26 protein-coding genes are annotated in these 25620 nt (G+C 63.2%); 14 read left to right on the top strand and 12 right to left on the bottom strand.

Features of this window, described 5'->3' with window-relative positions:
* Window positions 1-125 precede the first annotated feature (125 nt).
* From DC366_RS12120 to DC366_RS12085, 8 genes are all read left to right on the top strand, one after another.
* Complete coding sequence (locus DC366_RS12120) at window positions 126-1418, top strand: ABC transporter substrate-binding protein (RefSeq protein ID WP_108692476.1); 1293 nt, start codon at window positions 126-128, stop codon at window positions 1416-1418.
* Window positions 1419-1482: 64 nt separating this feature from the next.
* The gene (locus DC366_RS12115) at window positions 1483-2352 is read left to right on the top strand and encodes a branched-chain amino acid ABC transporter permease (protein ID WP_108692475.1); all 870 of its coding nucleotides are present in this window, start codon (window positions 1483-1485) and stop codon (window positions 2350-2352) included.
* Entirely contained in the window at window positions 2345-3298 is a 954-nt protein-coding gene (locus tag DC366_RS12110; protein ID WP_108692568.1) for a branched-chain amino acid ABC transporter permease, read from the top strand. The genes DC366_RS12115 and DC366_RS12110 overlap by 8 nt, the downstream gene beginning before the upstream one ends.
* A complete protein-coding gene (locus tag DC366_RS12105) occupies window positions 3295-4062 on the top strand; it encodes an ABC transporter ATP-binding protein (protein ID WP_108692474.1) in 768 nt (255 codons plus the stop codon). Before DC366_RS12110 ends, DC366_RS12105 begins: the two co-directional genes overlap by 4 nt.
* Window positions 4052-4759, top strand: a complete 708-nt coding sequence (locus DC366_RS12100; protein WP_108692473.1) for an ABC transporter ATP-binding protein — start codon at window positions 4052-4054, stop codon at window positions 4757-4759. The genes DC366_RS12105 and DC366_RS12100 overlap by 11 nt, the downstream gene beginning before the upstream one ends.
* Window positions 4737-5321 (top strand): tetratricopeptide repeat protein, encoded by a 585-nt coding sequence (locus DC366_RS12095; RefSeq protein WP_108692472.1) that lies wholly within the window; start codon window positions 4737-4739, stop codon window positions 5319-5321. The genes DC366_RS12100 and DC366_RS12095 overlap by 23 nt, the downstream gene beginning before the upstream one ends.
* A 70-nt stretch (window positions 5322-5391) precedes the next feature.
* A complete protein-coding gene (locus DC366_RS12090; protein WP_108692471.1) occupies window positions 5392-6249 on the top strand; it encodes an NAD-dependent epimerase/dehydratase family protein in 858 nt (285 codons plus the stop codon).
* The gene (locus tag DC366_RS12085) at window positions 6246-6851 is read left to right on the top strand and encodes a sugar transferase (protein WP_108692470.1); all 606 of its coding nucleotides are present in this window, start codon (window positions 6246-6248) and stop codon (window positions 6849-6851) included. The genes DC366_RS12090 and DC366_RS12085 overlap by 4 nt, the downstream gene beginning before the upstream one ends.
* 3 nt (window positions 6852-6854) lie before the next feature.
* On the opposite strand, the gene DC366_RS12080 is transcribed toward DC366_RS12085, so the two are convergent.
* Window positions 6855-7835 carry an NAD(P)H-dependent glycerol-3-phosphate dehydrogenase gene (locus DC366_RS12080; protein ID WP_108692469.1) on the bottom strand — a complete coding sequence of 327 codons (981 nt, stop codon included), beginning with the start codon at window positions 7833-7835 and terminating at the stop codon, window positions 6855-6857.
* A gap of 267 nt (window positions 7836-8102) precedes the next feature.
* Between DC366_RS12080 and DC366_RS12075 the strand changes: the two genes are divergently transcribed.
* From DC366_RS12075 to DC366_RS12060, 4 genes are all read left to right on the top strand, one after another.
* Window positions 8103-9236, top strand: a complete 1134-nt coding sequence (locus DC366_RS12075) for a polysaccharide biosynthesis/export family protein (protein ID WP_243405116.1) — start codon at window positions 8103-8105, stop codon at window positions 9234-9236.
* 351 nt (window positions 9237-9587) lie between these two features.
* Window positions 9588-10346: a transporter substrate-binding domain-containing protein gene (locus DC366_RS12070; RefSeq protein ID WP_108692467.1), complete on the top strand. Its 759-nt coding sequence runs from the start codon at window positions 9588-9590 to the stop codon at window positions 10344-10346.
* Window positions 10347-10481: 135 nt separating this feature from the next.
* Complete coding sequence (locus tag DC366_RS12065; protein WP_108692466.1) at window positions 10482-11153, top strand: amino acid ABC transporter permease; 672 nt, start codon at window positions 10482-10484, stop codon at window positions 11151-11153.
* An 11-nt stretch (window positions 11154-11164) separates the two neighbouring features.
* Window positions 11165-11926: an amino acid ABC transporter ATP-binding protein gene (locus DC366_RS12060; RefSeq protein WP_108692567.1), complete on the top strand. Its 762-nt coding sequence runs from the start codon at window positions 11165-11167 to the stop codon at window positions 11924-11926.
* Here the strand turns inward: DC366_RS12060 and DC366_RS12055 are convergent.
* The 11 genes from DC366_RS12055 to DC366_RS12015 all read right to left on the bottom strand — a co-directional run bounded on the left by DC366_RS12055 (window position 11818) and on the right by DC366_RS12015 (window position 23560).
* Entirely contained in the window at window positions 11818-13542 is a 1725-nt protein-coding gene (locus tag DC366_RS12055; protein WP_108692465.1) for a hypothetical protein, read from the bottom strand. The genes DC366_RS12060 and DC366_RS12055 overlap by 109 nt on opposite strands.
* 60 nt (window positions 13543-13602) lie before the next feature.
* A complete protein-coding gene (locus DC366_RS20565; protein WP_369333109.1) occupies window positions 13603-13749 on the bottom strand; it encodes a hypothetical protein in 147 nt (48 codons plus the stop codon).
* Between the two features lie 7 nt (window positions 13750-13756).
* A complete protein-coding gene (locus DC366_RS19895; RefSeq protein ID WP_369333110.1) occupies window positions 13757-14185 on the bottom strand; it encodes a hypothetical protein in 429 nt (142 codons plus the stop codon).
* Window positions 14116-14799: a DUF4123 domain-containing protein gene (locus tag DC366_RS19890; protein WP_165802896.1), complete on the bottom strand. Its 684-nt coding sequence runs from the start codon at window positions 14797-14799 to the stop codon at window positions 14116-14118. Before DC366_RS19890 ends, DC366_RS19895 begins: the two co-directional genes overlap by 70 nt.
* A 552-nt stretch (window positions 14800-15351) precedes the next feature.
* Entirely contained in the window at window positions 15352-16206 is an 855-nt protein-coding gene (locus tag DC366_RS12045) for an aminotransferase class IV (RefSeq protein ID WP_108692463.1), read from the bottom strand.
* Entirely contained in the window at window positions 16203-17171 is a 969-nt protein-coding gene (locus tag DC366_RS12040) for an isoaspartyl peptidase/L-asparaginase family protein (RefSeq protein WP_108692462.1), read from the bottom strand. The genes DC366_RS12045 and DC366_RS12040 overlap by 4 nt, the downstream gene beginning before the upstream one ends.
* Window positions 17168-18220, bottom strand: coding sequence for a P1 family peptidase (locus tag DC366_RS12035; protein WP_108692461.1), 1053 nt, complete (start codon window positions 18218-18220; stop codon window positions 17168-17170). Before DC366_RS12035 ends, DC366_RS12040 begins: the two co-directional genes overlap by 4 nt.
* Before the next feature lie 14 nt (window positions 18221-18234).
* On the bottom strand, window positions 18235-19137 hold the full coding sequence (locus tag DC366_RS12030) for an ABC transporter permease subunit (RefSeq protein WP_108692460.1): 903 nt from the start codon (window positions 19135-19137) through the stop codon (window positions 18235-18237).
* Window positions 19138-19146: 9 nt separating this feature from the next.
* Window positions 19147-20067: an ABC transporter permease subunit gene (locus DC366_RS12025; RefSeq protein ID WP_108692459.1), complete on the bottom strand. Its 921-nt coding sequence runs from the start codon at window positions 20065-20067 to the stop codon at window positions 19147-19149.
* Between the two features lie 63 nt (window positions 20068-20130).
* Complete coding sequence (locus DC366_RS12020) at window positions 20131-21660, bottom strand: glutathione ABC transporter substrate-binding protein (protein WP_165802895.1); 1530 nt, start codon at window positions 21658-21660, stop codon at window positions 20131-20133.
* 52 nt (window positions 21661-21712) lie between these two features.
* Complete coding sequence (locus DC366_RS12015) at window positions 21713-23560, bottom strand: ABC transporter ATP-binding protein (protein ID WP_108692457.1); 1848 nt, start codon at window positions 23558-23560, stop codon at window positions 21713-21715.
* Between the two features lie 157 nt (window positions 23561-23717).
* On the opposite strand from DC366_RS12015, the gene DC366_RS12010 reads away from it, so the two are divergent.
* Window positions 23718-24653: a LysR family transcriptional regulator gene (locus DC366_RS12010; protein WP_165802894.1), complete on the top strand. Its 936-nt coding sequence runs from the start codon at window positions 23718-23720 to the stop codon at window positions 24651-24653.
* 2 nt (window positions 24654-24655) lie between these two features.
* Window positions 24656-25474 (top strand): M55 family metallopeptidase, encoded by an 819-nt coding sequence (locus DC366_RS12005; protein WP_108692455.1) that lies wholly within the window; start codon window positions 24656-24658, stop codon window positions 25472-25474.
* The last annotated feature ends 146 nt before the right edge of the window (window positions 25475-25620 follow it).

Raw genomic sequence — 25620 nt, 5'->3', positions numbered from 1 at the left:
GGCGCGAACCACCCTCCTTGGCCCGCTGGACGCGATGATGCGTCCCGCGGCGGACCATCCTGACATCGCCGATCTCCAAGAGATGCGCCGCACCCGATTTGCGGCCACAACATGGGAGAAACTCGATGATTTCCAAACTCAGGGCCGCGGGCCTGACGCGCCGCACCTTTTTGAAAAGCACAGCAATCACCGCCGTCGGCGCGTCCATGCCCAGCATCACACTGGCCGCGGGCGAGCCGATCAAGATCGGCTTTCTGGCGCCCCTGACCGGCGCGGTGGCCGCATGGGGCAAGCCCGGCCTTGACGGCTGCATGATCTGGGCCGAGCGGGTGAATGCCGCAGGCGGGATCGAGCTGGAGGACGGCAAGCATCCGGTCGAATTTGTCAGCTATGACAACGAATATGACCCGGCCAAGGCGCGCACCGGCGCGACCAAGCTGATCCGCGAGGACGGCGTTTCGTTCATCATGATGCTGGGCGGCGATACCTGGCCCGGCGTGCAGCCTGTCGCGGACAAGACCGGCATGCTGTTCTCCACCCTGCTGCCGTCTGATCTGAGCCCGGACAGCACCACGCTGCTGGCGCCCGCCGAGGTGCATCCGATCTACCTGGTCACCGGCGTCGACTACCTGGCCGACACCTTCCCCGACGCCAAGACGGTGGTGATCTGCGCGCAGGACGACGCGCTGGGACTGCCCTCGGTCGCGACCTATCTGGCCGCCTTCGAGGCGCGCGGCATCGAGGTTCTGGAAGAGCCGCTGCTGTTTGACCCCGCCACGACCGATTTCGCGCCCATCGTCACGCGGATGCTGTCCAGCAATCCCGATATCATCTGCCTCGACACCTGCTATTCGGACTATGTCCACCCGATCTGCGAGCAGCTGTTCCAGCAGGGCTACAAGGGCAAGATGATCAGCGCCACGGCCGATTTCTATGACCAGATGATCGCCAAGACGTCCAAGGAGTTCATGGAAGGCTTCATCTTCCAGTTCCCCGATTTCGACGATCCGGCGCTGTCGGGCGACAACATCAATTTCGAGGACGCGAACGGTTTCTACGAAGAATACGCCAAGCGTCACCCCGGCCAGTGGGGCGCCGTTTCGTGGGAATACGCGTCGATCATGGACCTGTGGAAGGCCGCCGCCGAGCAGGCAGGCTCGGCCGATCCCGAGGCCGTCATGGAGGCGATGAAAGAGGGCGGCACCGGCAAGCACGCCTTCGGCGACGCCGTGTGGTGGGGGACCGAGCTGTTCGGGATCGACAACGCGCTGGTCGGTGACTGGCCCGTCGTGGTGATCGAGGATGGCAAGGCCGTCATCAAGGGGTTCAAGTCGATCCCCGACTGGTATGACCAGCATGGCGATCTGCTGATCAAGCACATGCAGGCCTATAACCAGATGTACGATCAGCGCGGCTGATCTGCCTGTCGCGGCGCAGGCCCCGGCCTGCGCTGCATCTTCCCCCTATTTGAGAGTGTAATCCATGCTGGATCTTCTGGCCCAGACCGGCCTGAATGCCGTCTATGCGGCAAGTTATATCTCGCTCGTCGCGGTCGGCCTTGTGCTGATCTTCGGTGTGATGGGTGTGATCAACTTCGCCCATGGCGAGCTGTTCATGGCCGGCGCCTATGTCGTCGTGGCTGTCTATGCGGACATGCATATGCCGTTCTTCATTGCCGTCGTCGTGGGGCTGCTGTTCGTCGGCTGCCTTGGCCTCTTGATGGAGCGGGCGCTGTTCCGCCCGCTGCGGGACAATCCGCTGGGCGGGCTTGTCGCCTCCATCGGGTTCCTGATGATCCTGCAGGCGCTGGCGACCATGGGCTTTGGCGTGCGGATGGAGTTCATCCCGCCGGTGACCCAGCATGTCGTGCAACTGGGCGAGAATATCAGCATCCCGCTGGCGCGGGTCTACGTGATCGTCGCGGCCATCGTGCTGCTGTCGGCGCTGTGGTATTTCCTGAAGCGCACGCGCTTTGGCTGGGCGCTGCGCGCCTCCGCCCAGGATCCGCAGGCGGCGGAATTGCAGGGCATCTCCATCGCCCAGACCGCCAAGATCGCCATGTTCATCGGCGCGGGGCTGGCCGGCATCGCGGGCGCGCTGACCGCGCCGCTGATCTCGGTCAATCCGCATATGGGCCACTCGGTGATCGTGACGGCGTTCATCGTCATCATCGTCGGGGGCGTCGGCTCGCTGGAGGGCGCGATCATCGCGTCGATCGCCTATGCCTTCGTCCATACCTTCGTGACCACCTTCTACGGCGGCGTGATCGCCGACATCACCGGCCTGTCGCTGATGCTGATCGTTCTCATCGTCAAGCCCACGGGCCTGTTCGGGAGTGCGGATCGTGCGTAAAGCCCTCATCTGGATCGCCTTCGGCGCCGCCCTCATCGCCCTGCCCCACGGGCTGAGCTTTTCGCAGCAGGAAATCCTTGTTTTCCTGACCATCAACATCCTTGTCGTGTCGTCCTACCGTCTTCTGACGCTGACCGGCGAATGGTCGCTGGCGCATGTCGTCATCATGGGCGTGGGCGCCTATGCCAGCGCGATGATGACCAAGAACCTCGGCGTCTACGTGCCGGTCGCGATGCTGATGGGCGGCATTATTGCCGCGCTGATCGCGGTCGTGCTCAGCTTCCCCCTGTTCCGCATGAAGGGGTTCTATTTCCTCATCGGCAGCTTTGCCGCGGGCGAGATCATCCGCCTGCTGTGGAAGCATTTCCGCGACCCGTTCGGCGGCGCGAAAGGCATCAAGGGGATCGACCCGATGCCGGATTTCAGCATCGGCATCTACGATTTCGATTTCTTCGAGCCGGTCAGCTATTTCTACTTTGCCGGCTTCATCGTCATCGTCTGCCTGTGGATCCTGTGGCGGATCGAGCGTAGCCCGGTGGGCCTGACCTTCCACGCCGTCCACTGGCAGGACAAGCTGGCCGAGGCGTCGGGCGTCAACCTGCGCGCCTACCGCACGCTGGCCTTCGCGGTGGCCAGCGGCTTTGCGGGCATCGGCGGCGCGCTGCTGGCGCATTATATCGGCACGATCAATCCGGGCAGTTTCGATCTGGATTACATGGTCTTCGTGCTGACATGGGCCATCGTCGGCGGCACCGGCACCTTTTACGGGCCGATCCTGGGCTGCGTGGTGCTGACGATCCTCAACGAGGTGGTGCTGCGCGAGCTTGGGTTCGAGCAGCTGCGTCCGCTGATCTACGGCGCGATCCTGATCGCCTCGATCCTGTTCCTGCCCAACGGGCTGGAAAGCATCGTCCAGAAATTCACCAAGCGGAGTGCCAAGTCATGACCCAGTTCCTGAAAGTCGAAGACCTGACCATGCGCTTTGGCGGTCTGGTCGCGGTGGATGCGCTGAACTTCTCGGTCGATCATGGCACGATTCATGGCCTGATCGGCCCCAACGGGGCGGGCAAGACCACCACGTTCAACATGATCTCGGGCTTCTACAAACCCACCAGCGGCAAGGTTCTGCTGCATGAGGAGGATATATCGGGCCTGAAAATGCACGAGGTCGCGCGGCGCGGCGTCGTGCGCACGTTCCAGCACTCGACACTGTTTGCCGAACTGACGGTGATGGAGAACGTGCTGATCGGCACCCATATGCCATTCCGTCCGAACATCTTTGCCGCCATCGTCGGCTGGGACCGCGAGGATCGCGAGGGCGCCGAGGGGCGCGCGCGCGAGGCGCTCAAATTCTTTGGCCTCAGCGATCTGGCGACCGAGCGCGCAGGCGATCTGAGCCACGGCCACCAGCGCGCCCTTGGCATGGCGATCTGCTTTGCCAGCCATCCCGACCTGATGCTGCTGGACGAGCCCTTCACCGGCATGAACCCCGAGGAGACCCGCCAGATGATGGACCTCATGCGCCGCCTGCGCGAGGCCGGCACGACCATCCTTCTGGTCGAGCATGACATGCAGGCGATCATGGGCCTGTGCGACAGGATCACCTGCATGAGCTTTGGCAAGTTTCTGGCCGAGGGCGGCCCGAAGGAGATCCGCAACCATCCCGCCGTGATCGAAGCCTATCTGGGGGGCGCGCGCCATGTTGCTTGAGATGAAGGGCATCGCCGTCAATTACGGCAAGATCAACGCGATCCGCGATATCTCGATCCAGGTCCCCGAGGGCAAGATCGTCACCATCATCGGCGGCAATGGCGCGGGCAAGACGACCACCCTGCGCGCCATGTCCGGCATGGTGCCGATCACGAAGGGCGAGATCACGTTCGAGGGCAAGCGGATCGACGGGCTGCCCGCCTCCAAGGTGGTGGCGCACGGCATCGCGCATGTGCCCGAGGGGCGGCGCATTTTTCCGCAGATGACGGTCGAGGAAAACCTGCGCACCGGCGCGTTTCTGCGGCGTGACAAGGACGCGGTGGAAAACGATCTGGAGGACGTCTTCAAACGGTTCGAGCGGCTGCGCGAGCGGCGCACCCAGCGCGCGCAGACCATGTCGGGCGGCGAACAGCAGATGCTGGCGATTGGCCGTGCTTTGATGTCCGCGCCGCGCCTTTTGCTGATGGACGAGCCGTCGATGGGCCTTGCCCCCGTCATTGTCGAGGAGATCGCGGTGATCGTCGAGGAAATCAACGCCCAAGGCCTGTCGGTCGTCCTGGTCGAGCAAAACGCCGAGCTGGCGCTGGAGTTGGCCGATTACGCCTATGTTCTGGAAACCGGCAACTGCGCGATGGAGGGCCCCGCCCATGAGCTCCACGATAACGAGACGGTCCGTGCCGCTTATCTGGGCATCTAGGCGCGGCGATCCTGACTGGGATCTGGCCCGCAATTCCGGCTGGACCCGCGCCGACCTGACGTGGGAGCGCCTGATGGAGGCGGGAAACGAGGCGTTTTGCGCCGGCCATATGGCGCGCGCCGGGCGCCTCTTTTTCTACGCCGATGCGCTGGCGCGGGGCCGCTTCGATGCGGCCGATCTGCGCCGCGCAACGGCGCCTGCTGCGCGCGCGATGGTGCGGCTGGCGCGGGGCCGCGATGCGGGCGCGCTGATCGCGCTGGCCCGGCAGAGCTGGCACTCGGCCCCGGCTGCGGTGGCGGATATGGAGATTCGTCCGCGCATCCGCTCGTCGCTGTTTCATCTGCGGATGGAGGCCAAGCATCGCGGGCAATATCACGACAACCTGCGCCTGCGCCTTGGCCGCATCGCCGAGGAAACCGGCGAGACACTGGCCGCAATGGGAGGCGAGCGGACACCGCACCGCCATTTTTCCCGCTGGCGCGGTGAAAAGCCGCCCGTCTTTGACGGCACGCGCAAGGTTTTGGCCGCAGCCTTGTTGATACCGGACGCCTTGCCGCGCTAGACCTGCGCCATTGCGGCGGGACCGGCTTTTGCCGTGCCCGCCGCAGGCGCAACCCCGAAAGGCATGGCCCATGGCACAAGACGATCTGAAAGTGCTGATCCTCGGCGGCACGGGCCGCGTGGGCCGGATGCTGCGCCACTACTGGGACGCGGCGCCGCCGCGCGGCATGGCGCTGACGTGGCAGGCGCGCGGCGCGGGCGGTGATATCGAATGGTGCGCCTCGGACGGCGCCGCTGCGCTGGCCGCCGCGGGCGATTTCGACCGCCTCCTGGTGCTGGCCGGCGTGACCCCCGCCGAGGACGCCGATCTGGACCAGAACGCCGTGATCGCCGGGGCCGCGATGGAGGCAGCCGCGCAAATGGGCGCGGAACATGTGCTGCTGGCCTCAAGCTCGGCCGTCTATGGCACCGGCAAGGATCGCCCCTATACCGAGGAGGACACCCCCGACCCCGCCAGCCCCTATGCCAAGGCCAAGCTGGCAGCCGAGCGCGCAGCGCACGACACGGAGGGCGCGCCGCCCGTTTGCGCGCTTCGGATCGGCAATGTGCTGGGCGCGGACGCGCTTATGTTGAACGCCTGCAAGGCACGCGAGGATCACCCCGTTCACCTTGATCAGTTTACCGACGGGCACGGGCCGCTGCGCAGCTATATCGGCCCTGTCACCCTCGCGCAGGTGCTTGAGACATTGCTGAAAAAGGGCGCGGCCCTGCCGGAGACGCTGAATGTCGGCGCGCCCGCGCCCGTCGCCATGCAGACGCTTCTGGAGGTCGGCGGCACGCCCTATGTCATGCGCCCGGCGCCGCCGGATGCGGTCCAGAACATCACGCTGGATTGCAGCGCGCTGGCGGCGCTGCACAGCTTTGCCGATACCGCGTCGGAGGCGGGCCCGATGCTGGATGAATTGCGCCGGGTCAGGGACACGGCATGACGCCGTTCAAGCGGTTTTTCGACATCATCTCGGCCATCGTGCTGGGCACCGTTCTGCTACCGGTGATGATCTGGGTCGCCGTGCTGATCCTCGTGCGCGACGGGCGGCCGGTTTTCTACGTGGCCGAGCGGATGAAAACGCCCACACAGTCCTTTGGCCTGATCAAGTTCCGCACCATGCGCCCCGCAGCAGATGACATCGGCGTGTCGGGCGGCGACAAGCACGGGCGCCTGACACGCACCGGCGCGATGCTGCGCGCCAAGCGGCTGGACGAGTTGCCGCAAATCCTGAACGTGCTGAAGGGCGACATCAGCCTTGTCGGCCCGCGCCCGCCCTTGCGCCTTTATGTCGAGCGGTTTCCCGAAATCTATGCCGAAGTGCTGAAATCCCGGCCCGGCATCACCGGGCTTGCCACACTTTATTTCCACGAGCACGAGGAATATCTGCTGGCGTCCTGCCGCGATGCGGCCGAGACCGACCGCGTCTATTCGGCCCGCTGCGTGCCGCGCAAGGCGCGGATCGACATGATCTATCAGCGCAACCGCTCGTTTTGCTATGATTGGGAGATCACGCTGAAAACGGTGTTCCGGCGCCTGCGCTGAGGCTCAGAATTCTTCCTTGATCGGGCGCGAAAGCAGCGCCTCGACCGCGTCTTTGGGGGCGATCTCGCCTTCGATCAGGCGCTTTGTGGCTTGCAGGATCGGGGCGCTGAGGCTGCTTTCATCGGCGATGCGGCTGGCGATGCGCACGGTCGCCACCCCCTCGGCCAGGGGCCGGCCGGTCACGTCCTCGCCCTGGCCCAGCGCCATGCCATAGCCGAAATTGCGCGATTGCGCGGACGAGCAGCTGAGCATCAGATCGCCAAAGCCGGACAGGCCCAGATAGGTCTCGGGCTGGCCGCCCATCGCGGCGCCAAGGCGGCGCAATTCGACAAAGGCACGCGTGATCAGCGCCGCCTTGGCGCTTTCGCCGAAGCCGAGGCCGATGACCACACCGGCGGCGATCGCATAGACGTTCTTGAGCGCGCCGCCGGTTTCGACCCCGGCCATGTCCGCGCTGGCATAGGCGCGAAAGCTGTCCGAGCTCAGCGCGCGGCACAGATCCAGCGCCGACGCCTCACCACGCGCCGCAAGCGTCACGGCAGTGGGTTTGCCGCGCGCCACATCGGTGGCAAAGCTGGGCCCCGACAGGATCGCCTGGGCATGATCGGGACAGATCTCGGCGATCACGCGGCTCAGCGCGCATCCCGTGCCCAGCTCGATCCCCTTGGCGGTGTTGATCAGGCGCGCGCCCGGCGCGATCTGCGGCGCAAGACCCGGCAGCGCGGCGCGCAGCCTTTGCGCAGGGATCGCAAGGATGACGATATCCGCCGCGCCCAGCACCGCGGGGTCGGTCGTGGCGCCGATGTCGTCGGCCAGCGTGATGCCGGGCAGGTAGCGCGGGTTCTCCGCGCGCGCGCTCAGCGCATCCGCCACGGCAGAATCGCGGCACAGCACCGTCGCGCGGCGCCCGGCCCTTGCGGCAACGCACGCCAGCGCCGTCCCCCAGGCTCCGCCGCCGACAACGACAACCGTATCATTCGTCATGCTGTTTTCCGCCTGTATCCTGCTGCCCGAACAGGACCCATGCTAACGCGCACCAGCACCCGTCGCCATCCAATTATCACGCCGGATCAAAGGCCAAGCGGGCGCTCTGGATGTTCCCGGCGGCCACAACCCGTTGTAGCCAGTGCAACTGCGCCTGCGATCCTTGGTGGTGCGGCCGGTTTTCGGGTTGTCGGCGACGCCGGGCAGCTTGTAGATGTGTGGGCGTCGGCGCGGGGGGCGCCGGGCATGAGCGCAGGAACAAGACACGTGGACCCTATCACCATATCCGCCCGCAGCATCCTGCGTCACGCCGTCCTTGGACTGGCGTTGGTGGCTATTCCGGCCTGCAGCCTGCCGCGGGGCGCCGCCCTGACGAATGAGATCGTGAAAGAGGAAAACGCCCAGTCGCCGACCTATCAGGTGATACGCGTCAGCCGCGCCAATGTGCCCGCGATCTCCACCTGGCCCGAAACCGGCACCAGCGAGGCATTTCATTGGCCGCAGGCGTCGAACGGGCCGCAAAGCGCGATCATCCGGGCCGGCGACAAGGTGGATCTGGCGATCTGGGACAATCAGGAAAACTCGCTGCTGACGCAGGCTGACGGCAAGTCGGTGACGATGCAGGGGCTGACGGTATCGCCTTCGGGAACCATTTTCGTGCCGTATCTGGAGGAGGTCGTGGTGAACGGCCAGACCCCCGCGCAGGCCCGGCGCGAGGTGCAGAACCGGCTGGCCTCGATCGTGCCGTCGGCTCAGGTGCAGCTGGAATTGCAGCCCGGACAGAACAATTCGGTCAACCTTGTGTCGGGCGTGGCCCAGCCGGGCAGTTTTCCCCTGCCAGATCGCAACTACAAGATCCTCAGCCTGATTGCCCAGGGCGGCGGCATCGCGCCCACCTTGCGCAACCCGCAGGTGCAGTTGCAGCGCGGCAACGCCACCTACCGGATCCGCGCCGACCGTCTGTTCGACAGCGGCGCGCATAACATCACCCTGCGCGGCGGCGACAGCGTGATGGTGCTGGAGGACAAGCGCTATTTCACCGCGTTCGGCGCCACGGGCAGCGAGGAATTGATCCGCTTCGAGCAGGAGAAGATCACCGCACTGGAAGCGCTGTCGATCCTCGGCGGTCTGTCCGAAAACCGGGCCAATCCCAAGGGTGTTCTGGTGCTGCGCGACTACCCCGCCTCGGCGCTGCGCAGCGACGGGACCGGCCCCAGCAAGCCTCAGGTCGTCTTTGCTTTTGACGTCAGCAGCGCCGATGGCCTCTTTGCCGCCCGCAAGTTCCAGATTCAGCCCGAAGATACCGTCATGGCCACCGAATCGACCGTGACATCGGTGCGCACGATCCTCAGCCTTGTCGGCTCCGCCTTCGGGGTGGCAAGCTCGGTCCAGAATTATTAAGCGGCGCGCCCGGACCACGTGGTTCGGGCCGTCACTTGACGCAACCGTCCGGTGGATGCGCGGCCAGCATGGCGGCGCTGACCTTTGCGATCCTGTCGCCGACGCCCCCTTTTCACGCAATATAATGGCAATCGAGCGCGCAGCGGCGCCCGTTCAGTGCGGCAATCGTAAGCCGCGCCGCGCCTCCGGAACCCAGCCTTATTTGCGCAGTTGACGGGCTGCCCGTCCCGCGCCGCACGTATCGACGCGGCATCCGGCGGGCTTTCGGGTTGACGCTGTGATGACGCTTCGTCATGGTCCGTGCCGTCTAAGTGAACGATCTCGCGACAAGCGAAACAAAGGGAGAAAACCATGAAATTCGACTTCAGGAAGATTGCGCTGGCCAGTGCGGCCGGCATCGGCATGACGATGGGCGCGATGGCGCAGGCGGACGACGTGCGCGTCGCCACCGACCCCAGCTTTGTGCCGTTCGAGATGATGGATCAGGAAACCGGCGAGATGACCGGCTTCGACATGGACATCATCCGCGAAATCGGCGAGCGCGCCGGGTTCACGCCGAACATCAACACGATGGACTTCAACGGGATCATCCCCGCGCTGCAGACCGGCAACGTGGATATCGCGATCGCAGGCATCACCATCACCGAAGAGCGCAAGGGCATCGTGGATTTCTCCGACCCCTATTACGACAGCGGTCTGCAGATGCTGGTCAGCATGGATCAGGAGGGCGTCAAGGAAATCGACGATCTCAAGGGCATGAAGATCGGCAGCAAGATCGGCTCGACCAGCTATGACTACCTGACCGAAAAATTCGGTGACGAGGCGACGATTACGCCCTATCCGGGCTCGGCGGACATGTACATGGCGCTGGTCGGCGGCAGCGTCGACGCGGTGTTCTATGACGCGCCCAATGTCGGCTACTTCTCGCAGACCAAGGGCGAAGGCCGGGTCAAGGTTGTCGGCCCGCTTTATGAAGGTCAGCAGTATGGCATCGCGTTCCCCAAGGGCAGCGAGCGTGTCGCCGCGGTGAATGAGGCGCTGGCCGCCATGCGCGAGGACGGCACCTATGACGAGATCCACGCCAAGTGGTTCGGCAAGAGCGAAGAGTAATCCTCGCGCTTGCGCCATGCGCCATGCGTCATGCATGATGACCCGGCTGCGTGACCGCGCGGCCCAGCCTCTCCGGGGACGCATCTTCGGGGAGGTTTTCACGTCAACGGATATCACCGCAGCGGAGCCCGATTAGTGAATTCATCCTTTCAATTTGACTGGCAGGCGGCGATCGACTCGATTCCCTATCTGCTCAAGGGCGTGCCTTATACGCTGATGATCTCGTTCGGGGGTCTGGCGATCGGGTTCATCATCGGCATCATTTTCGGCCTCATGCGGATCAGCCCCACAGCGTGGCTGCGTTGGCCCGCCATCGCCTATATCGAGGTGTTCCGCGGCACCCCGGTTCTGGTTCAGGTGCTGTTCATCTTCTACGGCCTGCCCCAGCTTCTGGGCGGCCCGATCGACGCGCTGACCGCGGGCATCGCCGCCATCGCCGTCAACTCCGGCGCCTATATCTCGGAGGTCGTGCGCGGCGGCGTGCAGTCCATCGAGCGCGGCCAGCGCGAGGCGGGCGTGTCGCTGGGCCTGTCGCGCATCCAGACATTTCGTTACATCATCTGGCCGCAGGGCTTTCGCCGCATGATCCCGGCGCTGGGAAACCAGGCGATCATCAGCATCAAGGATACATCGCTTTTTGCCGTCATCGGCGTGGGCGAGCTGGTCCGTCAGGGCCAGATATATATCGCGACCACGTTCAACGCGCTTGAGGTCTACATGATGGTGGCCATCATGTATCTGGCGATCACGCTGACATTGTCGGTGTGCCTGCGCCTTCTGGAACGCAAGGGGCTGGTCGGACAATGAAGGGCGACAACATGCAAAAAGACGGCGCCAAGCCCATCGTCAGGATGGAGAAGCTGAACAAGCATTTCGGCACCCTGCACGTGCTGAAGGATGTCGATCTGGCCGTCACCCCCGGCGAGGTGGTGGTGATCATCGGCGCCAGCGGATCGGGCAAATCGACGCTGATCCGCTGCATCAACGGGCTGGAGGAGTTCCAGTCCGGCCATCTTGATGTGGACGGCAAGGAGCTGCTGCCCAACGGCAAGGCGTCCAAGGCGCTGCAGCAGATCCGCACCGAGGTCGGGATGGTGTTCCAGCAGTTCAACCTGTTCCCGCACATGACGGTGCTGGACAACGTCACGCTGGCCCCGATGAAGGTGCGCGGCGCCAGCCGGGACGAGGCGCAACAGACCGCCCGCCGCCTGCTGGAGCGGGTCGGCATCTCCGATCAGGCCGAAAAGCACCCCACGCAGCTATCGGGCGGGCAACAGCAGCGCGTCGCGCTGGCCCGCGCGCTGGCGATGGAGCCGCGCCTGATGCTGTTCGACGAGCCGACATCGGCGCTGGATCCCGAGATGATCGGCGAGGTGCTGGACGCCATGCGCGAACTGGCCCGCGAGGGCATGACGATGGTGATCGTCACGCATGAGATGACCTTTGCGCGCGAGGTCGCGGACCGGGTGATCTATATCCACAAGGGTGAGATCGTCGAGCAGGGCAAGCCCGAGGCGGTATTCGACAACCCCCAGAACGAACGCACGCAGAGCTTCCTTGCGCGGGTGCTGACGCACTGAGACATGCCGCGCGCACCTGCTGGCGCTGACGAACAAGGCCCCGCCGGAAATGGCGGGGCCTTGTTACATCTGCGCGCATCGGGGGCGCATCGAGCCGCGCCGCCAGGTTGGAAACGCGTCAGTAAGGGATGTCCATCTGGTGGCAGACTTTCATCTCGCCGCCCGGCTGCTGGCAGAACATGACCCGATACGCGCCGATCTTTTCCCCGGCCGGTATCGGTCCCGGCAGCGACGCTCGCGTAGGCCTTCAGCAAGATGCCCTGAAAGTGATAAATTTCTTCCCATTTCACGGTCCCGTCGGCCCTGTCGTTCGCCCGCCCGCCGAACTGCCATCCCGTGCTGACCTCCGCACCCGCAGAAGCGCTGGCATCGAAGAACCAGGTGCGCAGATCCAGCCGCGCGCAGGCCTTGAGGCTGCCCGTCAGCTTCAGCTCGCCGGCATAGCGCGTGTCCATCTTGCCGAATTCGGCCTCCCACCCCTCGGCGCTGCCGATTTCGATCGTGGCACCATTCAGAACCTCCAGCTTGGCAAGGCCGGCCCCCCTGACCGTCAATGAGCATTCCGCAGAGGCACTTACCACGCCGCCCGGATGAGCAAGCCGGTTCCTGATGTCCGGTCCGTAGGGAATTCTTGAAAGGAAAAGGTCAAGAAGATCGACGGTTCCCGTCACCGCGGGCCCGAAGCTCAGCCCGAACGGGTTCAGCGTCAGCTCCAGATTGGGGCTGCCCCCTTTGCCCTTCAGCTCCATTGTCGGCGCCAACACCTCGACGCTGAACTCCAGCTTCAACGAGCTTTGGTAGGAAAAGGTTGACGGTGCCAGCACGCTGGGCTCGAACGGCTTGGAGCGGCACTCATCCGCCAGCCCTTTCATCGCGTTGTTTATCTTGTCTATGAAGGCGAAGATGGGCGTATTGACCGGCCCTTGCCGTACGATTTTGATCGGATAGCCGCGCGGATCCGAGCACTGGGCCGAATAGATACTGGGCAATTCATCTTCGTCAAAGGTCGCCGCCCGCATCATCACCTGGATGATCCAGATCACCTGCAGCAATTCGGTCGGGAAGAACGGCAGGTTGAATACCGGCAACTGGAGCGGCGTTGTTACGGTCTTTTCGGCCCTCTTTTCCTGAAAACACTCGGTGTCGTCATCATGAAAGCCGTAGGCAAAGATCCGCGGCTTGTCCTTGAGGCCCAGTTTGCAGGTTTCCCACTCTTCATACTCTACCGTCACATTGGCGGATGCGCGCCCTCCCGTCGCCTCCTTCGTGATCATGAACAGTTTTTCAGGGGCACCTTCGGCAAGGCGCCAGTCAATCTTGCGGGAGGGGGCCGCGCTGTCATGGACCTTGAACGCGCGCATGCAGCACGGCTCGCCCGGCTCGCAATCGCAGGCCGCGGCGCCGAATTCGCCCGAATCGAAGGCCTCCTGCTGCTGTTCGTCCTTCGCGGCCTGAACTTCGCCGACCAGGTAGTCGCGTTGCCCCTGGAGGTAGGGATCATCGAGGTCCTGGTTCAGCCCCGTCTGCACCGTGTACAGCTGGCCATACACATCGCCCAGGCTGTTCGGGTTGGACTGGATCCAGTTCATTGCTTCCAGAATTGTCATGTCGGCCATGCCAGGTCAGTTCCTCAGGTGAAATGCGCTTGAGCCGACAGGGGGTGTCGCCATGACGAATCAGTCATGCAGTTTGTTCTTGCGCTGCCAGGGCAGCAATGTCCTGTCCCGAAGGATCGCCTGAGCTTCCGGGAAGCCTGTGGGAAAGTCCAGCCCGAGGATAAGCAGGCAGCGGGCAATCACGTGCACCTGGTTCTGGCTGCGCAAGCCGTGGTCATGCGCGACACCGGAGGCCGCCTGAGCGGCGGGCAGGAACCTGTCCTTGGGTAAAAGCTGCCCATCGACGCATGCAGCGACAACGCCAGCGCCCGCTTGGATTTCTCCATGTGCAGCGCCGAGAACCGGTCGAATTCGGAGGCGTCCAGCCTGAATGTTGCAGCCTGCTGCGTGCAGGGCCCGCAGGCGATGCCCGTGATCCGGCCCTGATAGCTGTCCGGCGGATCAAACAGATCGCAAGGCGCCGACAGCCTGCTATAGCGCGGCAGGAGCGATTGCGCCGAAAGCGGCGCCGCCATGGATGAGTACGGCGCGCTGAAGCTCTCCCAATTGCGCGCGCCCAGCGCGCCGACCATATCAAGCAGGACCGCGGGTCATAAAACCGGAAGTAGATCGGCGCGTTGTCGTCGGCGGGCGTCCAGACCATCGTGAATTTGCGCAAATGCTTGCGCAACTCGTACATATCCATTTGCTCTGGAGCAAGATGCCCGAATGCCGCTCGTGCGGCCGCGATCTGAACATGGCCGTGACCGGACTGCTGTCGCTGAGCCGGACAAGCCATGGCGCCCCCGCCCGCGCGGCAGCGCCATGCGAGGCATAGAGGCACACAGCATCCGTCCGGCTTTCCAAAAGCGCAGGCGCCTCCGGCCAGTTGACCCCGTCGATCACCCCCCAAAGCGGCTCCGCCCCGCGCGCAAGCAGGTCGTCCCAAGCTGCCTCGGCGCAGTTCGTGTCCGGCACAAATGGGTGAAGGCCGCTCACAAGCAGCAGGCCCGTCTCATTGATTTGCCAATAGGACTGATCGATCTCGGCGCGGTGCCGCGCATAGGCCGCCGCCGTCCTCAGCGGGCCTGCATCCGTGACATCATCAAGGAGAAGCCCCGTGGCCTCGATCCGGGCCCTGATCGCGGCAGCATAGCTCGCGGCGTCCTCGGCCGATGTTATCAGCAGGCCTTCGCCAAAGTCGGTATCGCCATCCCAACGCCTGCTGTCCGGGCTGGCCGCCCGCAGGCGGCAGGATGCGATCCAGGGCTCGATCACGGATCAGCCGTTCGGACAATGGCGGGCGAAAGGGGCATCTGCACAGGCGAATCGCCTCGCCCGGCCAATGTCGATCCGCTCGGACATGATATACTTGGACGTCACTCGCATTCTGCCATCAATCGCTTTGATGCAAAAGGCTTGCCAATTGACCTCGGAATTGCGCCGAGAACTGCCCGAACCACAGACATTACCCGCATTTGTCACGACTTCAACAGATGCATCAAAGGCGGTCTGCCCTTCGCTCGTCGTAAGGCATAGCGGCTGCACGTGATCGCGCCCGGAGTAAGAACCTATCGTTTCGATTTGGTGCGGGTGAAGGGACCCGCCGCCCCACGCCAAAGGCGCCAGAACCTAAATCGAACGAATTATTTAAATTATCAGAATGTTAAGCCATAAATTTCGCAGGACAGAAAACGTAGAGTGGCTGCGCGAAATACCCTAAGCATGACATTCAACGTAGCACCTATCCATTCACATCACCTCTGCTTCAGTAGCCAATGCGTCGGGCTCTCAGTTCGACGAGGTTCCGCCGATCGAGAATTGAAGCGTTCAAATCGCGCGCTTTCGGCTCTCGTCGATGTAGATCTCACGCAGGCGCTGCGTGATCGGGCCGGGTATTCCGGTACCGATTGCCGTTTCGTCAATCTCGACGACGGGCTGCACGAAGCTTGTGGCCGAGGTCGCGAACGCTTCATCCGCCGCTTTCACTTCTTCGACTGAGAAGGGGCGCTCTTCGATGGCGATGCCGGTCTCGGCGGCGTAGCGCAGCAACGCGGCGCGGGTGATGCCGTGGAGGATGTCGGTACTGAGCGGACGGGTAACGAGCCTGCCGCCCAGCACGAGATGCACGTTGCTCGAACTGCCTTCGGTCACGGCCCCGTCCTCGGTCATCCACACGTCGTCAAACCCCTCCGCAATAGCGAGGCTTTTCGCTTGCGAGGAATAGAGGAGCTGCACGGTCTTGATATCCCGCCGCTTCCAGCGCAGATCGGGAACCGTCCTGATGCGGGCGCCGCGCCGCGCCAACGCGGTATCGACCAGTGCCTTTTGAAAGGCAAAGAGATAGACGGTGGGGCGGGTCTCGGCCGGATCGGGCCAGAGGAAATCGCGCCCCGGACCCGCGCCGCGGGTGATCTGCAGATAGGCGCCGCCTTCGGTCACGCCGTTCCGCTCGATCAGCTTACGGTGGATGGCGAGCCACGCATCAAAATCGTGCATCGGCGCGATGTCGAGAGCGGCAAGCGAGCGGCCCAGCCGGTTCAGGTGGGCCGCGAAATCGATCAGCTTGCCGTCGAGTACGGATGTGACCTCATAGATCCCGTCCGCCATCAGGAACCCGCGATCCATCGGCGAGATACGGGCCTCGTCCAGAGGCAGAAAGTCCCCGTCGAGATAAACGATCATTTCCCGGTTCCTTCTGGATCGCCATCCTGCGGCGCGTCCTCGAAAATTGCGATGATCGGTGCCGCACCCTCGCATTGCGCGGCGCGGTACATGCCCTCGCTGTTGAACGACAGGACCGGCGCGCCTTCGGCGCCGACCGCGATGACACCGCCCGCGCCGTCGATGCGCGGCAGTTCCTCGTGAACCTTGCGGTAGGTGGCTGCCGCCAGATCGAGACCCTGATATTCCATCATCGCGGCGATATCTCGCGCGACGGTAAGACGAATGAACATCTCGCCGTGCCCCGTCGCCGAGACCGCACAGCTTCGATTGCTGGCATAGGTGCCGGCGCCGATAAGAGGCGCATCACCGACGCGGCCCGGCTGCTTGTTCGTCATGCCACCCGTCGAGGTCGCGGCGGCAAGGTTGCCATTGCGGTCCCGCGCCACGGCACCCACGGTGCCATATTTGCCATCGCTGTGATCGAGACTGACCACATTGGCGGCGCGCGCTTCGGCCAGCTGCGTGCTGCGGTGCCCCGTGACGAACCATTCGAGCGCCATCGTCTCGGCGCCCATGTGCCGCGCGAAATCCTCGGCGCCCTGCCACGCGAGCATGACGTGGGGGCTGTGCTCCATGACCTGCCGGGCCAGCCTGACCGGGTTGCGCACACGGCGCAAGCCGATGACCGCGCCCGCATCAAGGCTGGCGCCATCCATGATCGCCGCATCCATTTCAACCGCGCCCTCGGCGGTCAGGACCGAGCCTTTGCCGGCGTTGAAAACTGGATTTTCCTCCAGTGCAGTGACGGTCTCCTCGACCGCATCCAGCGCCGTGCCGCCCGCCTCCAGCACTGCACGGCCGGCTGCCAGAGCGACTTCCAGCCCTGCGCGATACCGGGTCTCGTCCTCGGGCGAGAGGTGTTCGCGCAGGATGGTGCCAGCGCCGCCATGCAAGGCCAGTGCCCAATCTACGGCTCCGCTCACGACACGCCCTCACAAAGCTGTCCGGCAAACGCGCTATATGCGTCGCGAAAGCATGGCAGCATCGAGCCGTCGTAACCGCGGCTCGGAACAGAGTGCCAGAGTGCGCTCAGGATCGCCTCTTCGACCACCTCGACGGCGGCGGCAAAGAACGTGTCCATCCGGCTTTCGCAGATGCGCGTGGCGGAGTGGGTGTCTCTGCTGTCGCGCACATGGGCGCCGGCGGTGGAAAAGGCCAGCGCGATATCACCGCTTTGATGCCCGATATGGCTGCCCAGCCGACCCAGTGCCGCGCCGCTGCGTCGTGCGACGCGCTCCAATTGGCGGGAGCAGAGCGGCGCGTCGGTCGCCAGAAGAATGATGATCGATCCCTTGTCTGGCTCGTCACCTGCGCCGTCTGTCGCGGGCGGGATGAGCTGACCAAATACCCGCAGATCGGACTGCGCGCCAAAATTGGACAGCACCAGCGCGCCCAGCCCATAGGCCGTGCCCCCGTCCAGTGTCAGGCGGCGCGAAGCCGAGCCGATGCCGCCGGCATAGCCAAAGGTCTTCATCCCGCTGCCGGCGCCGACCGCTCCCAGCGCGAAACCGGAGGATGCGTTATCGATGGCACGGTCCGCGTCGGCCTCTGTCACCCTGAGCACCTGGATGTCATTTACCTTGCCGTCATTGCATTCCAGCACCAGCGAATTGACGGTACCGACGCTGCGCCCGATTTCGGGATTGGCCGCGATCGCACGTCGGATGAGTGCCGTGGTGCAGGCCGGCACGCCGAACGTGTTGGTCAAGAGGATCGGCGTTTCGATCTCGCCCAGTTCGGCCAGTTGCAAGAGCCCGACACTCTTGCCAAAGCCGTTGAGCACGCTGACAGCCGCCGGGACAGGCTGGCGAAAGAGATCGCCGTCATGCGGCAGGACCGCCGTGACGCCGGTGCAGATCCCCTCGCCGCGGATGTCGGCATGTCCGACGCGCACGCCGCTGATATCGGAGATCGTGTTGGTCTTGCCTACGGGAAAGCGCCACCAATCGGGATGGTTGAATGTATCACGCATGGTCCGGTTCTTTCTCAGTGGTCGTCCAGTTTGGGGTCCAGCGCATCGCGCAGCCCGTCGCCCAGAATGTTGAAACACAGGACGGTGAGAAAAATGGCGAGACCGGGAAAAAAGGTCAGATGCCACTCACCGGCCAGCATGTATTCCCGTCCCGTTGCCAGCATCGCGCCCCATTCGGCAATCGACGGCTCGACGCCTAGCCCGATGAAAGACAGGCTCGTCGCGGTCAGGATCGACGTGCCGATGCGCATGGTGAAGTAAACGATCACCGCACCGAGCACGCCCGGCAGGATATGGCGAAACATGATAATGCTGTTCGAGGCGCCCGCCGCGCGCGCTGCCTCGACATAGGTTGACTCCTTCAGTCCCAGCGTGCCCGAGCGCACGATGCGCGCAAAGGCCGGCACGCTGAAGACCGCGACCGCGATGATAACGTTGGTCAGGCCCGCGCCCAAGATCGCAACAATGCCGATGGCCAGAAGAATGCCGGGAAAGGCAAAGAGCACATCCGAGATGCGCATCGTGATCGAATCCAGCCACCCCCCGTAATAGCCCGCCAGCAGACCGGCAAGGATGCCGATGACCGCGCCGATCGTGACCGAGACAAAGCCGATGAACATTGACAGCTTGGCCCCGTTCAGGATGCGAGCAAAGATGTCGCGCCCGAATTCATCCGTACCGGCCCAGTGGAGCATCGAGGGACCGTCCAGCGTGTTCTTGTAGTCGAACTGGTCGGGGCCGAATGGCAGTATCCAAGGCGCCAGCACCCCGCCCAGCAGCAGGAGGAGCAGGAAAACGCCCGCCGCCATCGAGCCGTAGCGCGTGGCAAAGCGGCGGCGGAATTCGGCAAAAGGCGACCGAGCCGTCCGCTCGATCCGGGTGGGCATGGCGATCGCGGGGTCCGTCGAATTGGTCATCGCGCGCTCCTATTTGTAACGAATGGCGGGGTTGATGAACCCGTAGAGCATGTCTACCGCCAGATTGATGAGCAGGAATTGCAGCGAGAAGAGCATGATTTCGGATTGCACGACCGCATAATCTCGGAAGTTGATCGCATCGAGCAGGAGCGAGCCGAGCCCGGGCCAGCGGAACACCTTTTCGACCACGATCGAGCCGCCCAGCAGAAAGCCGAACTGCAGACCCGCCATCGTGACCACCGGGATCAGTGCATTGCGCAGCGCATGTTTCCAGATGACAATACGCTCGCGAAGGCCCTTGGCGCGAGCGGTGCGGATGAAATCCTCGCGCGCGACGTCGATCACCGCCGAGCGGGTAAAGCGCGCCATGACCGCCGCCACGCCCGCGCCCAGTGTCAGCGAGGGCAGGATCAGATCCGACGGCTCGTCAAAGCCGCTGGTGCCGAGCCAGCCCAGATGAACCGAGAAGTACTGCATCAACAGAAGGCCGAGCCAGAAATTGGGCATCGAGATACCGGACACGGCGAGGAACATACCCGCGTGATCGCCGGGCGATCCACGGCGCACCGCCGAGATCACGCCGGCGACGAGGCCGAAAAGTACCGACCAGACCAGCGCGCAGATCGACAGCCAGAAAGTCGGCCAGAAGGCGCGGGCGATCATCTGCGAAACCGGCTCCCCCGTGCGCAGAGAATTACCAAGGTCCAGCGTCACGAGGTTCGCGACGAAATCGACATACTGCCAGATCAAAGGCTGATCGAGATTGAGCGCGCGCCGGATCGATTCCACTTCGGCCTGTGTCGCTGTCTCGCCCGCCAGAAGGCGCGCGGGATCGCCCGGAAGGGCATGAATGAACAGGAACACGAAGATGGAGATCAAGAACAGCACCGGCACCATCGCCGCCAGTCGTCTCAGAAAGTAATTCAGCATCACTCGGTCTTTCGGATGTGACCCGGCGCATGTGGCGCCGGGCCGGTGTCAAGGCAGCCGGGTTCAGTTTTGATACTCGGCCTTGGCGTATTGCATCGTGCCATCGGGCATCTGGAACACGCCGCTGAGGCCCTTCTTGCGGCCGGCCATCTTATTCTCGATCGCGAGCCAGACCGCCGGTGCGTCCTCCCAGATCTGCTTCTGCGCGGTCGCGTAGGCCTCGGCGCGGGCATCCGCGTCGCCGGTGTTCAGCGCATCAGCGATTGCCTGATCGACGGTTTCGTTCGAATAGAATGCCATGTTGTAGATCTTGGGCACCCAACCTTCGGTGGCGTAGACCGGGCGCAGGTGCCAGTCGGCATCGCCGGTCGAGGGCGACCAGCCACCCATCACCATGTCGAATTCGGCGGTCTCCGGATCCACCGACGAGAACAGCTTTTCCGACCGCGTTGCGCCCTCCATCGGGACGATCTTGGCCCGCACGTTGATTTGCGAGAGCTGCTGCTGGAGGAATTGCAGCATTCGCACTCCGGTCGAGTTGTTGATGCCCCAGATCTCGACGTCGAACCCGTCCTCGTGGCCCGCTTCCTTCATCAGCGCGCGCGCCTCTTCTAGATCGGTGCCAAAGGCGCCTTGCGACTCGTAGAAGCGTGTATCGGGCGCGATGGGCGAATCCGGCACGACGCCGTGGCCGGAATAGACCACATCGATGAACGCCTCCTGATCGACCGCGAGGTTGAAGGCGCGGCGCACGCGCTGATCCTTGAACTTGTCCTTGAGCATATTCAACGAAGCGGTCCAGACAGTGATGCCGGGCACTTCGAGCACTTCGGCGCTGTCGTCATTCTCGACGCGCTCCGACAACTCGGCAGGCAAGACATGGACGAACTGGACTTCGTCCGACAGCAGCATCGACACGCGCGTTGCGCTCTCGGTTACGGGATAGAAGGTGACGGTGTCGACCTTGGGCCATTCGCTGTCCCAGTAATCGTCGTTCTTTTCCAGCACGACGCGCTCGCCGGGGATCCACTCCTTGAAGATGAAAGGTCCGGTGCCGACGGGATTCTTCTGAACGTCAAGCTCTTCGAGCGCCTTAGGGCTGTGGATCACCACCGAGGGATGCGCAACGGTATTGATCATCGCGCCGAACGGCTCCTTGAGGTTCAGCACAACGGTGTAATCGTCGGGTGTCTCGACAGTATCGACCACCTTGAAAAGGCTGTTCTTGGCTAGATTCTGCGACTGATCGGCCAGTCGGTCGAAATTGGCCTTGACGGCTGCCGCATCGAAGGGGGTGCCGTCATGGAAGGTCACACCCTCGCGCAGCTTGAAGGTAAAGGTCTTGGCATCGTCGCTGCCTTCCCACTCGGTAGCGAGCTGAGGGACGAGCTTCATGTTGGCGTCAAACGTGATCAGCCGCTCAAGCACGCCGCTGGCCACAGAATAATCCACGTTATAGTTCGAGTTATGCGGATCCATCTTCTGAAAGATCTGGTCCATCGCGATTTTCAGATCCTCGGCGAGCACTGGTGTTGCCAGCGCGGTTCCGGCCATCAGCATGGCGCTGAGGGCAGCGCGTTTCAGGAATGTCATGGTGGTCTCCTCTCCTTGCTTGGGTATCGGGGTTTTGCGGGTCTTTGCCCGCTCAGGCAGCATCGACAGTTCGAGCCTGTTCGCGGGCCACCAGATGGCCCGGCGCGACTTCGTCCATGGTGTTGATGACGGGCGGCTGGCCGATGGGGCGCACGGGGCTAGGCACTTCGCCTGTAATCATGCGCATGTCACGGCGGCGCACGGCCGGATCGGGTACCGGTGCCGCGGCCATCAGCCGCTGCGTATAGGCGTGCTGCGCATTCTCGAACACGGCGCGGCGCGGGCCGCTTTCGACGATCTGGCCCAGATACATTACCGCGACGCGGTGGCTGATCCGCTCGACCACGGCCATGTCATGCGAGATGAAGAGATAGGCTAGTCCGAAACGCTTCTGCAGATCCATCATCAGGTTGATGACCTGCGCCTGCACCGAAACATCCAGTGCCGACACTGCCTCGTCCGCGATGATCAGTTTGGGGTCGGTGCCGAGCGCGCGCGCAATCGCGATGCGCTGACGCTGGCCACCCGAAAATGCGTGCGGATAGCGATTGGCGTGATCCGCGCTCAGTCCGACCTCCTCCAGCAGCCAGACTGCTTTGTCAAAGGCGTTCTGCTTGGTCTCAAGACCGTGAAGCAGCATCGGCTCGGCGATGGAATAGCCCACCGTCAGGCGCGGATTAAGCGAGGCGTAGGGGTCCTGAAACACGAACTGCACCTGGCGGCGCAGCTTTTGCAGGCTGGAGGCCGAGAGGCGCGTCATGTCCTCGCCGCCGAAGGTGAGCCGGTCTGACGTCGCGTCGACCAACTGCAGGATCGAGCGGCCGGTCGTCGACTTGCCGCAGCCCGACTCCCCCACGAGGCCCAGCGTCTCGCCCGGCCAGATATCAAGATCGAGATGCTCGACCGCGTGAACCCTTTTGGTGACGCGGCCGAACAGCCCCTCGCCGATGTCGAACCGCGTGGTCAGCCCGCGCACGGACAAAAGCGGATCGGCGCTGTAGTCGATCGCCTCGGCGGGCACGACCTCGGTTGCGGCCACCTCCTGGCCGGGGATGACAAACGGCTCGGGGCTGTCGGTGCCCTTCATCGAGCCGAGGCAGGGAACCGCCCCTAGAAGGGCCTTGGTATAAGGGTGCTGCGGCGCGGCAAAGATCGTCTCGACATCACCTTCCTCTACCTTTTCGCCGCGATACATCACTACCACGCGATCCGCGATCTCGGCGACCACCCCCATGTCATGCGTGATGAAGAGAACGGCCATGCCCTCTTCGTCCTGCAACTCACGGATAAGGCGAAGAATCTGCGCTTGGATGGTCACGTCGAGCGCCGTCGTCGGCTCGTCCGCGATCAGGAGCTGCGGACGGCAGGACAGGGCCATGGCGATCATGACGCGCTGGCGCATCCCGCCCGAAAGCTGGTGAGGATGACGCTTCATCACCTGCGCCGCATCGGGGATGCGCACCTTCTCCAGCGTCTCGAGCGCCGTCGCCCTTGCCGCGCTGCGGCTCTTGGCCTGATGCGTCATCACCGCCTCGACGATCTGATCGCCAATAGTGAAGACCGGGTTGAGTGAAGTCATCGGCTCTTGAAAGATCATGGCGATGTCGTCGCCTCGCATCAGGCGCGCATCCTCGGGGCCGAGACTGCCAATGTCGATAACGCTGTCGTCGCGCTTGCGGAACGAAATCTTGCCCCCCGCGATTTGCCCCCCGCCGAATTCGACGAGGCGCATCACCGACAGCGCGGTAACGGATTTGCCCGAGCCGGATTCGCCGACGATGGCAACCGTCTCGCCGCGATTGACATGCAGGTTCAGCTTCTTGACGGCACGCATTTCGGCACTTTCCTTGCCGAAGCGAATGTCGAGATCTTCGATTTTCAGCAAATGCTCTGCATTCATCCGGCCATGCCTCCCGTGACGGTTGTCTCCGCTGACGACCATAGGACCCTATCCGCCCCGCTCCGAGCCAAGGCCAATTTCGCATTGATTATGCAAAATATGCATAGTTTCATCCTTGCGAGATTTTCAAATCCGTGGTGACCTGATGCATATGGACATGAAATGGCTGGAAGATTTTTTGACGCTGGCCCGAACGCGCAACTTTTCCAAGGCGTCTGAGGATCGCAATGTCACGCAGCCGGCCTTCAGCCGCAGGATCCGCGCGCTTGAAATCTGGCTCGGGGTGCCGTTGATCGACCGTCGCACCTATCCTGTCACGCTAACCGCCGAGGGCCGGGCATTCCGCGAAACTGCCGAAACGGTGGTCGGTGCGCTCTATGCGGATCGCGCGCAGTTTCATCAAAAGGTGCATGGCGCGCGACCAGATTTGCGCATCGCCGCCGCCACGACGCTGAGCCTCAACTTCATTCCAGGCTGGCTCAAGAGCCTCGAAGCCGCAACAGGGCATCTGACGACACATATCTTTACTCAGAACTTTCACGACATGGTTCAGCAACTCGCCGAGGGCGAAATCGACTTGGTACTCCAGTATGCGCATGACGATGCGCCGCTTTTGTTCGAGCGCATGCGATTTGAGTCCTGTGTGCTTGCGCAGGATCCGCTGATGATGGTGTCGCCCGTGGGCAAGAACGGCACGCCACTTTTTGATCCGGCACATCCGCCGGCGGATGGCGGCGCCATTCCCTATGTCGGTTATTCAAGCGACGGCTATTTTGCTGAGGTCGAGGCTCTATTGCTCAAGCGGCACGCTGCGGCGGCACCGTTGCTGGAGCGACTGGGTGAAAGCCCCACCTCCGAAGTGCTGAAACGCATGGCGCTGACCTATGGTGCACTCACCTTACTGCCGACGAGTTGCGCTGACGACGTCATCGCGCAGGGCCGCATGGTCGCCGTTGGCGGGTCGGACTGGCGGATGCCGCTCGACGTGCGTCTCTATCGTCTGCGCGAGTCGCGCCGCGCGCCAGTACGCAAGATCTGGCAGGCCGTTATGTCATCCGGCGACACGCAAACGCTTAACAAGGAAAGACAATAGACATGAAGATCTTTATATCGGTCGATATCGAAGGAATCGCGGGCGTCAACGAGCCGCTTCAGGGCCAGCGCGGCAATCCCGAGTACGAGATTGCTCGCCGCCTCATGACGCAGGAGGCGAACGCGGCCATACGGGGCGCATTTGCTGGCGGAGCAAGCGAGGTGGTGGTGGCTGACTCGCACGGGCCAATGCGCAACATGATCGCCGAGGATCTGGACCGCCGCGCTTTCTTGGTATCAGGCAAGCCGCGGCCGCTATCAATGATCGAGGGGCTTCGCTCGGATCATTCCGGAGTCATCCTGATCGGCTATCATGCCGCCGCAGGCGAAACAGGCGTTCTCGCACACACGGTGAGTGGACTGGCGTTTGCCCAGATCCGCGTCAACGGAAAGATCACAGGCGAGCCGACGCTTTTCGCTGGTCATGCCGCCGAAATCGGCGTTCCACTGCTTGCAGCCAGCGGCGACGACCGGCTTTGCGCCGAAATCTTGAAGCAGTTTCCGGGCGCACGCCGGGTCGAGGTCAAGACAGCCTTGGGCGCGCAATCCAGCCAGAGCCTATCGCCAGAGGCTTCGCGCGAACTAATCGAGGCTGAGGTCGCGGAAGCTGTCAGGAACGCCGACACCGCCAAGATTGACTTACCTTGCAAACCACCACTCGACATCGAAATCAGACTGATGCGTCAGGTCTATGCCGATGCGGCCGCTTTGCTGCCCCATATCATCCGAAAGTCTGCCACCGAGATTTCATTTACTGCAGTAAGCCATCAACAAGCCATCGGCACAATCGCTGCGCTGGCACTGATGGCTTCGGCACTTTGACATCTTCCTGGCATGAAGGACCGGAAAGATTACAACCAGACTGTTCCATTAATTTTGGTAAGGTGCGCTAGCGTCAAACGGTGCCGTAATCAGGCAGTGATACTGATCAGGATATCGATGAACTCGATCTCCCCTCTGACTTCTAT

It is taken from the genome of Pelagivirga sediminicola, assembly GCF_003072125.1.
GTDB classification, from domain to species: domain Bacteria; phylum Pseudomonadota; class Alphaproteobacteria; order Rhodobacterales; family Rhodobacteraceae; genus Roseovarius; species Roseovarius sediminicola.
Note: the sequence above shows the minus strand (reverse complement) of the source record. Positions and strands in the feature narration are given on the sequence as shown.

Excerpts from the sequence above, each read along its gene's own strand:
- DC366_RS12120 (WP_108692476.1), top strand. The coding sequence starts at position 126 with ATGATTTCCAAACTCAGGGCCGCGGGCCTGACGCGCCGCACCTTTTTG.
- DC366_RS12115 (WP_108692475.1), top strand. The coding sequence starts at position 1,483 with ATGCTGGATCTTCTGGCCCAGACCGGCCTGAATGCCGTCTATGCGGCA.
- DC366_RS12105 (WP_108692474.1), top strand. The coding sequence starts at position 3,295 with ATGACCCAGTTCCTGAAAGTCGAAGACCTGACCATGCGCTTTGGCGGT.
- DC366_RS12100 (WP_108692473.1), top strand. The coding sequence starts at position 4,052 with ATGTTGCTTGAGATGAAGGGCATCGCCGTCAATTACGGCAAGATCAAC.
- DC366_RS12090 (WP_108692471.1), top strand. The coding sequence starts at position 5,392 with ATGGCACAAGACGATCTGAAAGTGCTGATCCTCGGCGGCACGGGCCGC.
- DC366_RS12085 (WP_108692470.1), top strand. The coding sequence starts at position 6,246 with ATGACGCCGTTCAAGCGGTTTTTCGACATCATCTCGGCCATCGTGCTG.
- DC366_RS12080 (WP_108692469.1), bottom strand. The coding sequence starts at position 7,835 with ATGACGAATGATACGGTTGTCGTTGTCGGCGGCGGAGCCTGGGGGACG.
- DC366_RS12070 (WP_108692467.1), top strand. The coding sequence starts at position 9,588 with ATGAAATTCGACTTCAGGAAGATTGCGCTGGCCAGTGCGGCCGGCATC.
- DC366_RS12060 (WP_108692567.1), top strand. The coding sequence starts at position 11,165 with ATGCAAAAAGACGGCGCCAAGCCCATCGTCAGGATGGAGAAGCTGAAC.
- DC366_RS12055 (WP_108692465.1), bottom strand. The coding sequence starts at position 13,542 with ATGGCCGACATGACAATTCTGGAAGCAATGAACTGGATCCAGTCCAAC.
- DC366_RS19895 (WP_369333110.1), bottom strand. The coding sequence starts at position 14,185 with ATGGTCTGGACGCCCGCCGACGACAACGCGCCGATCTACTTCCGGTTT.
- DC366_RS12045 (WP_108692463.1), bottom strand. The coding sequence starts at position 16,206 with ATGATCGTTTATCTCGACGGGGACTTTCTGCCTCTGGACGAGGCCCGT.
- DC366_RS12035 (WP_108692461.1), bottom strand. The coding sequence starts at position 18,220 with ATGCGTGATACATTCAACCATCCCGATTGGTGGCGCTTTCCCGTAGGC.
- DC366_RS12030 (WP_108692460.1), bottom strand. The coding sequence starts at position 19,137 with ATGACCAATTCGACGGACCCCGCGATCGCCATGCCCACCCGGATCGAG.
- DC366_RS12025 (WP_108692459.1), bottom strand. The coding sequence starts at position 20,067 with ATGCTGAATTACTTTCTGAGACGACTGGCGGCGATGGTGCCGGTGCTG.
- DC366_RS12020 (WP_165802895.1), bottom strand. The coding sequence starts at position 21,660 with ATGACATTCCTGAAACGCGCTGCCCTCAGCGCCATGCTGATGGCCGGA.
- DC366_RS12015 (WP_108692457.1), bottom strand. The coding sequence starts at position 23,560 with ATGAATGCAGAGCATTTGCTGAAAATCGAAGATCTCGACATTCGCTTC.
- DC366_RS12010 (WP_165802894.1), top strand. The coding sequence starts at position 23,718 with ATGAAATGGCTGGAAGATTTTTTGACGCTGGCCCGAACGCGCAACTTT.
- DC366_RS12005 (WP_108692455.1), top strand. The coding sequence starts at position 24,656 with ATGAAGATCTTTATATCGGTCGATATCGAAGGAATCGCGGGCGTCAAC.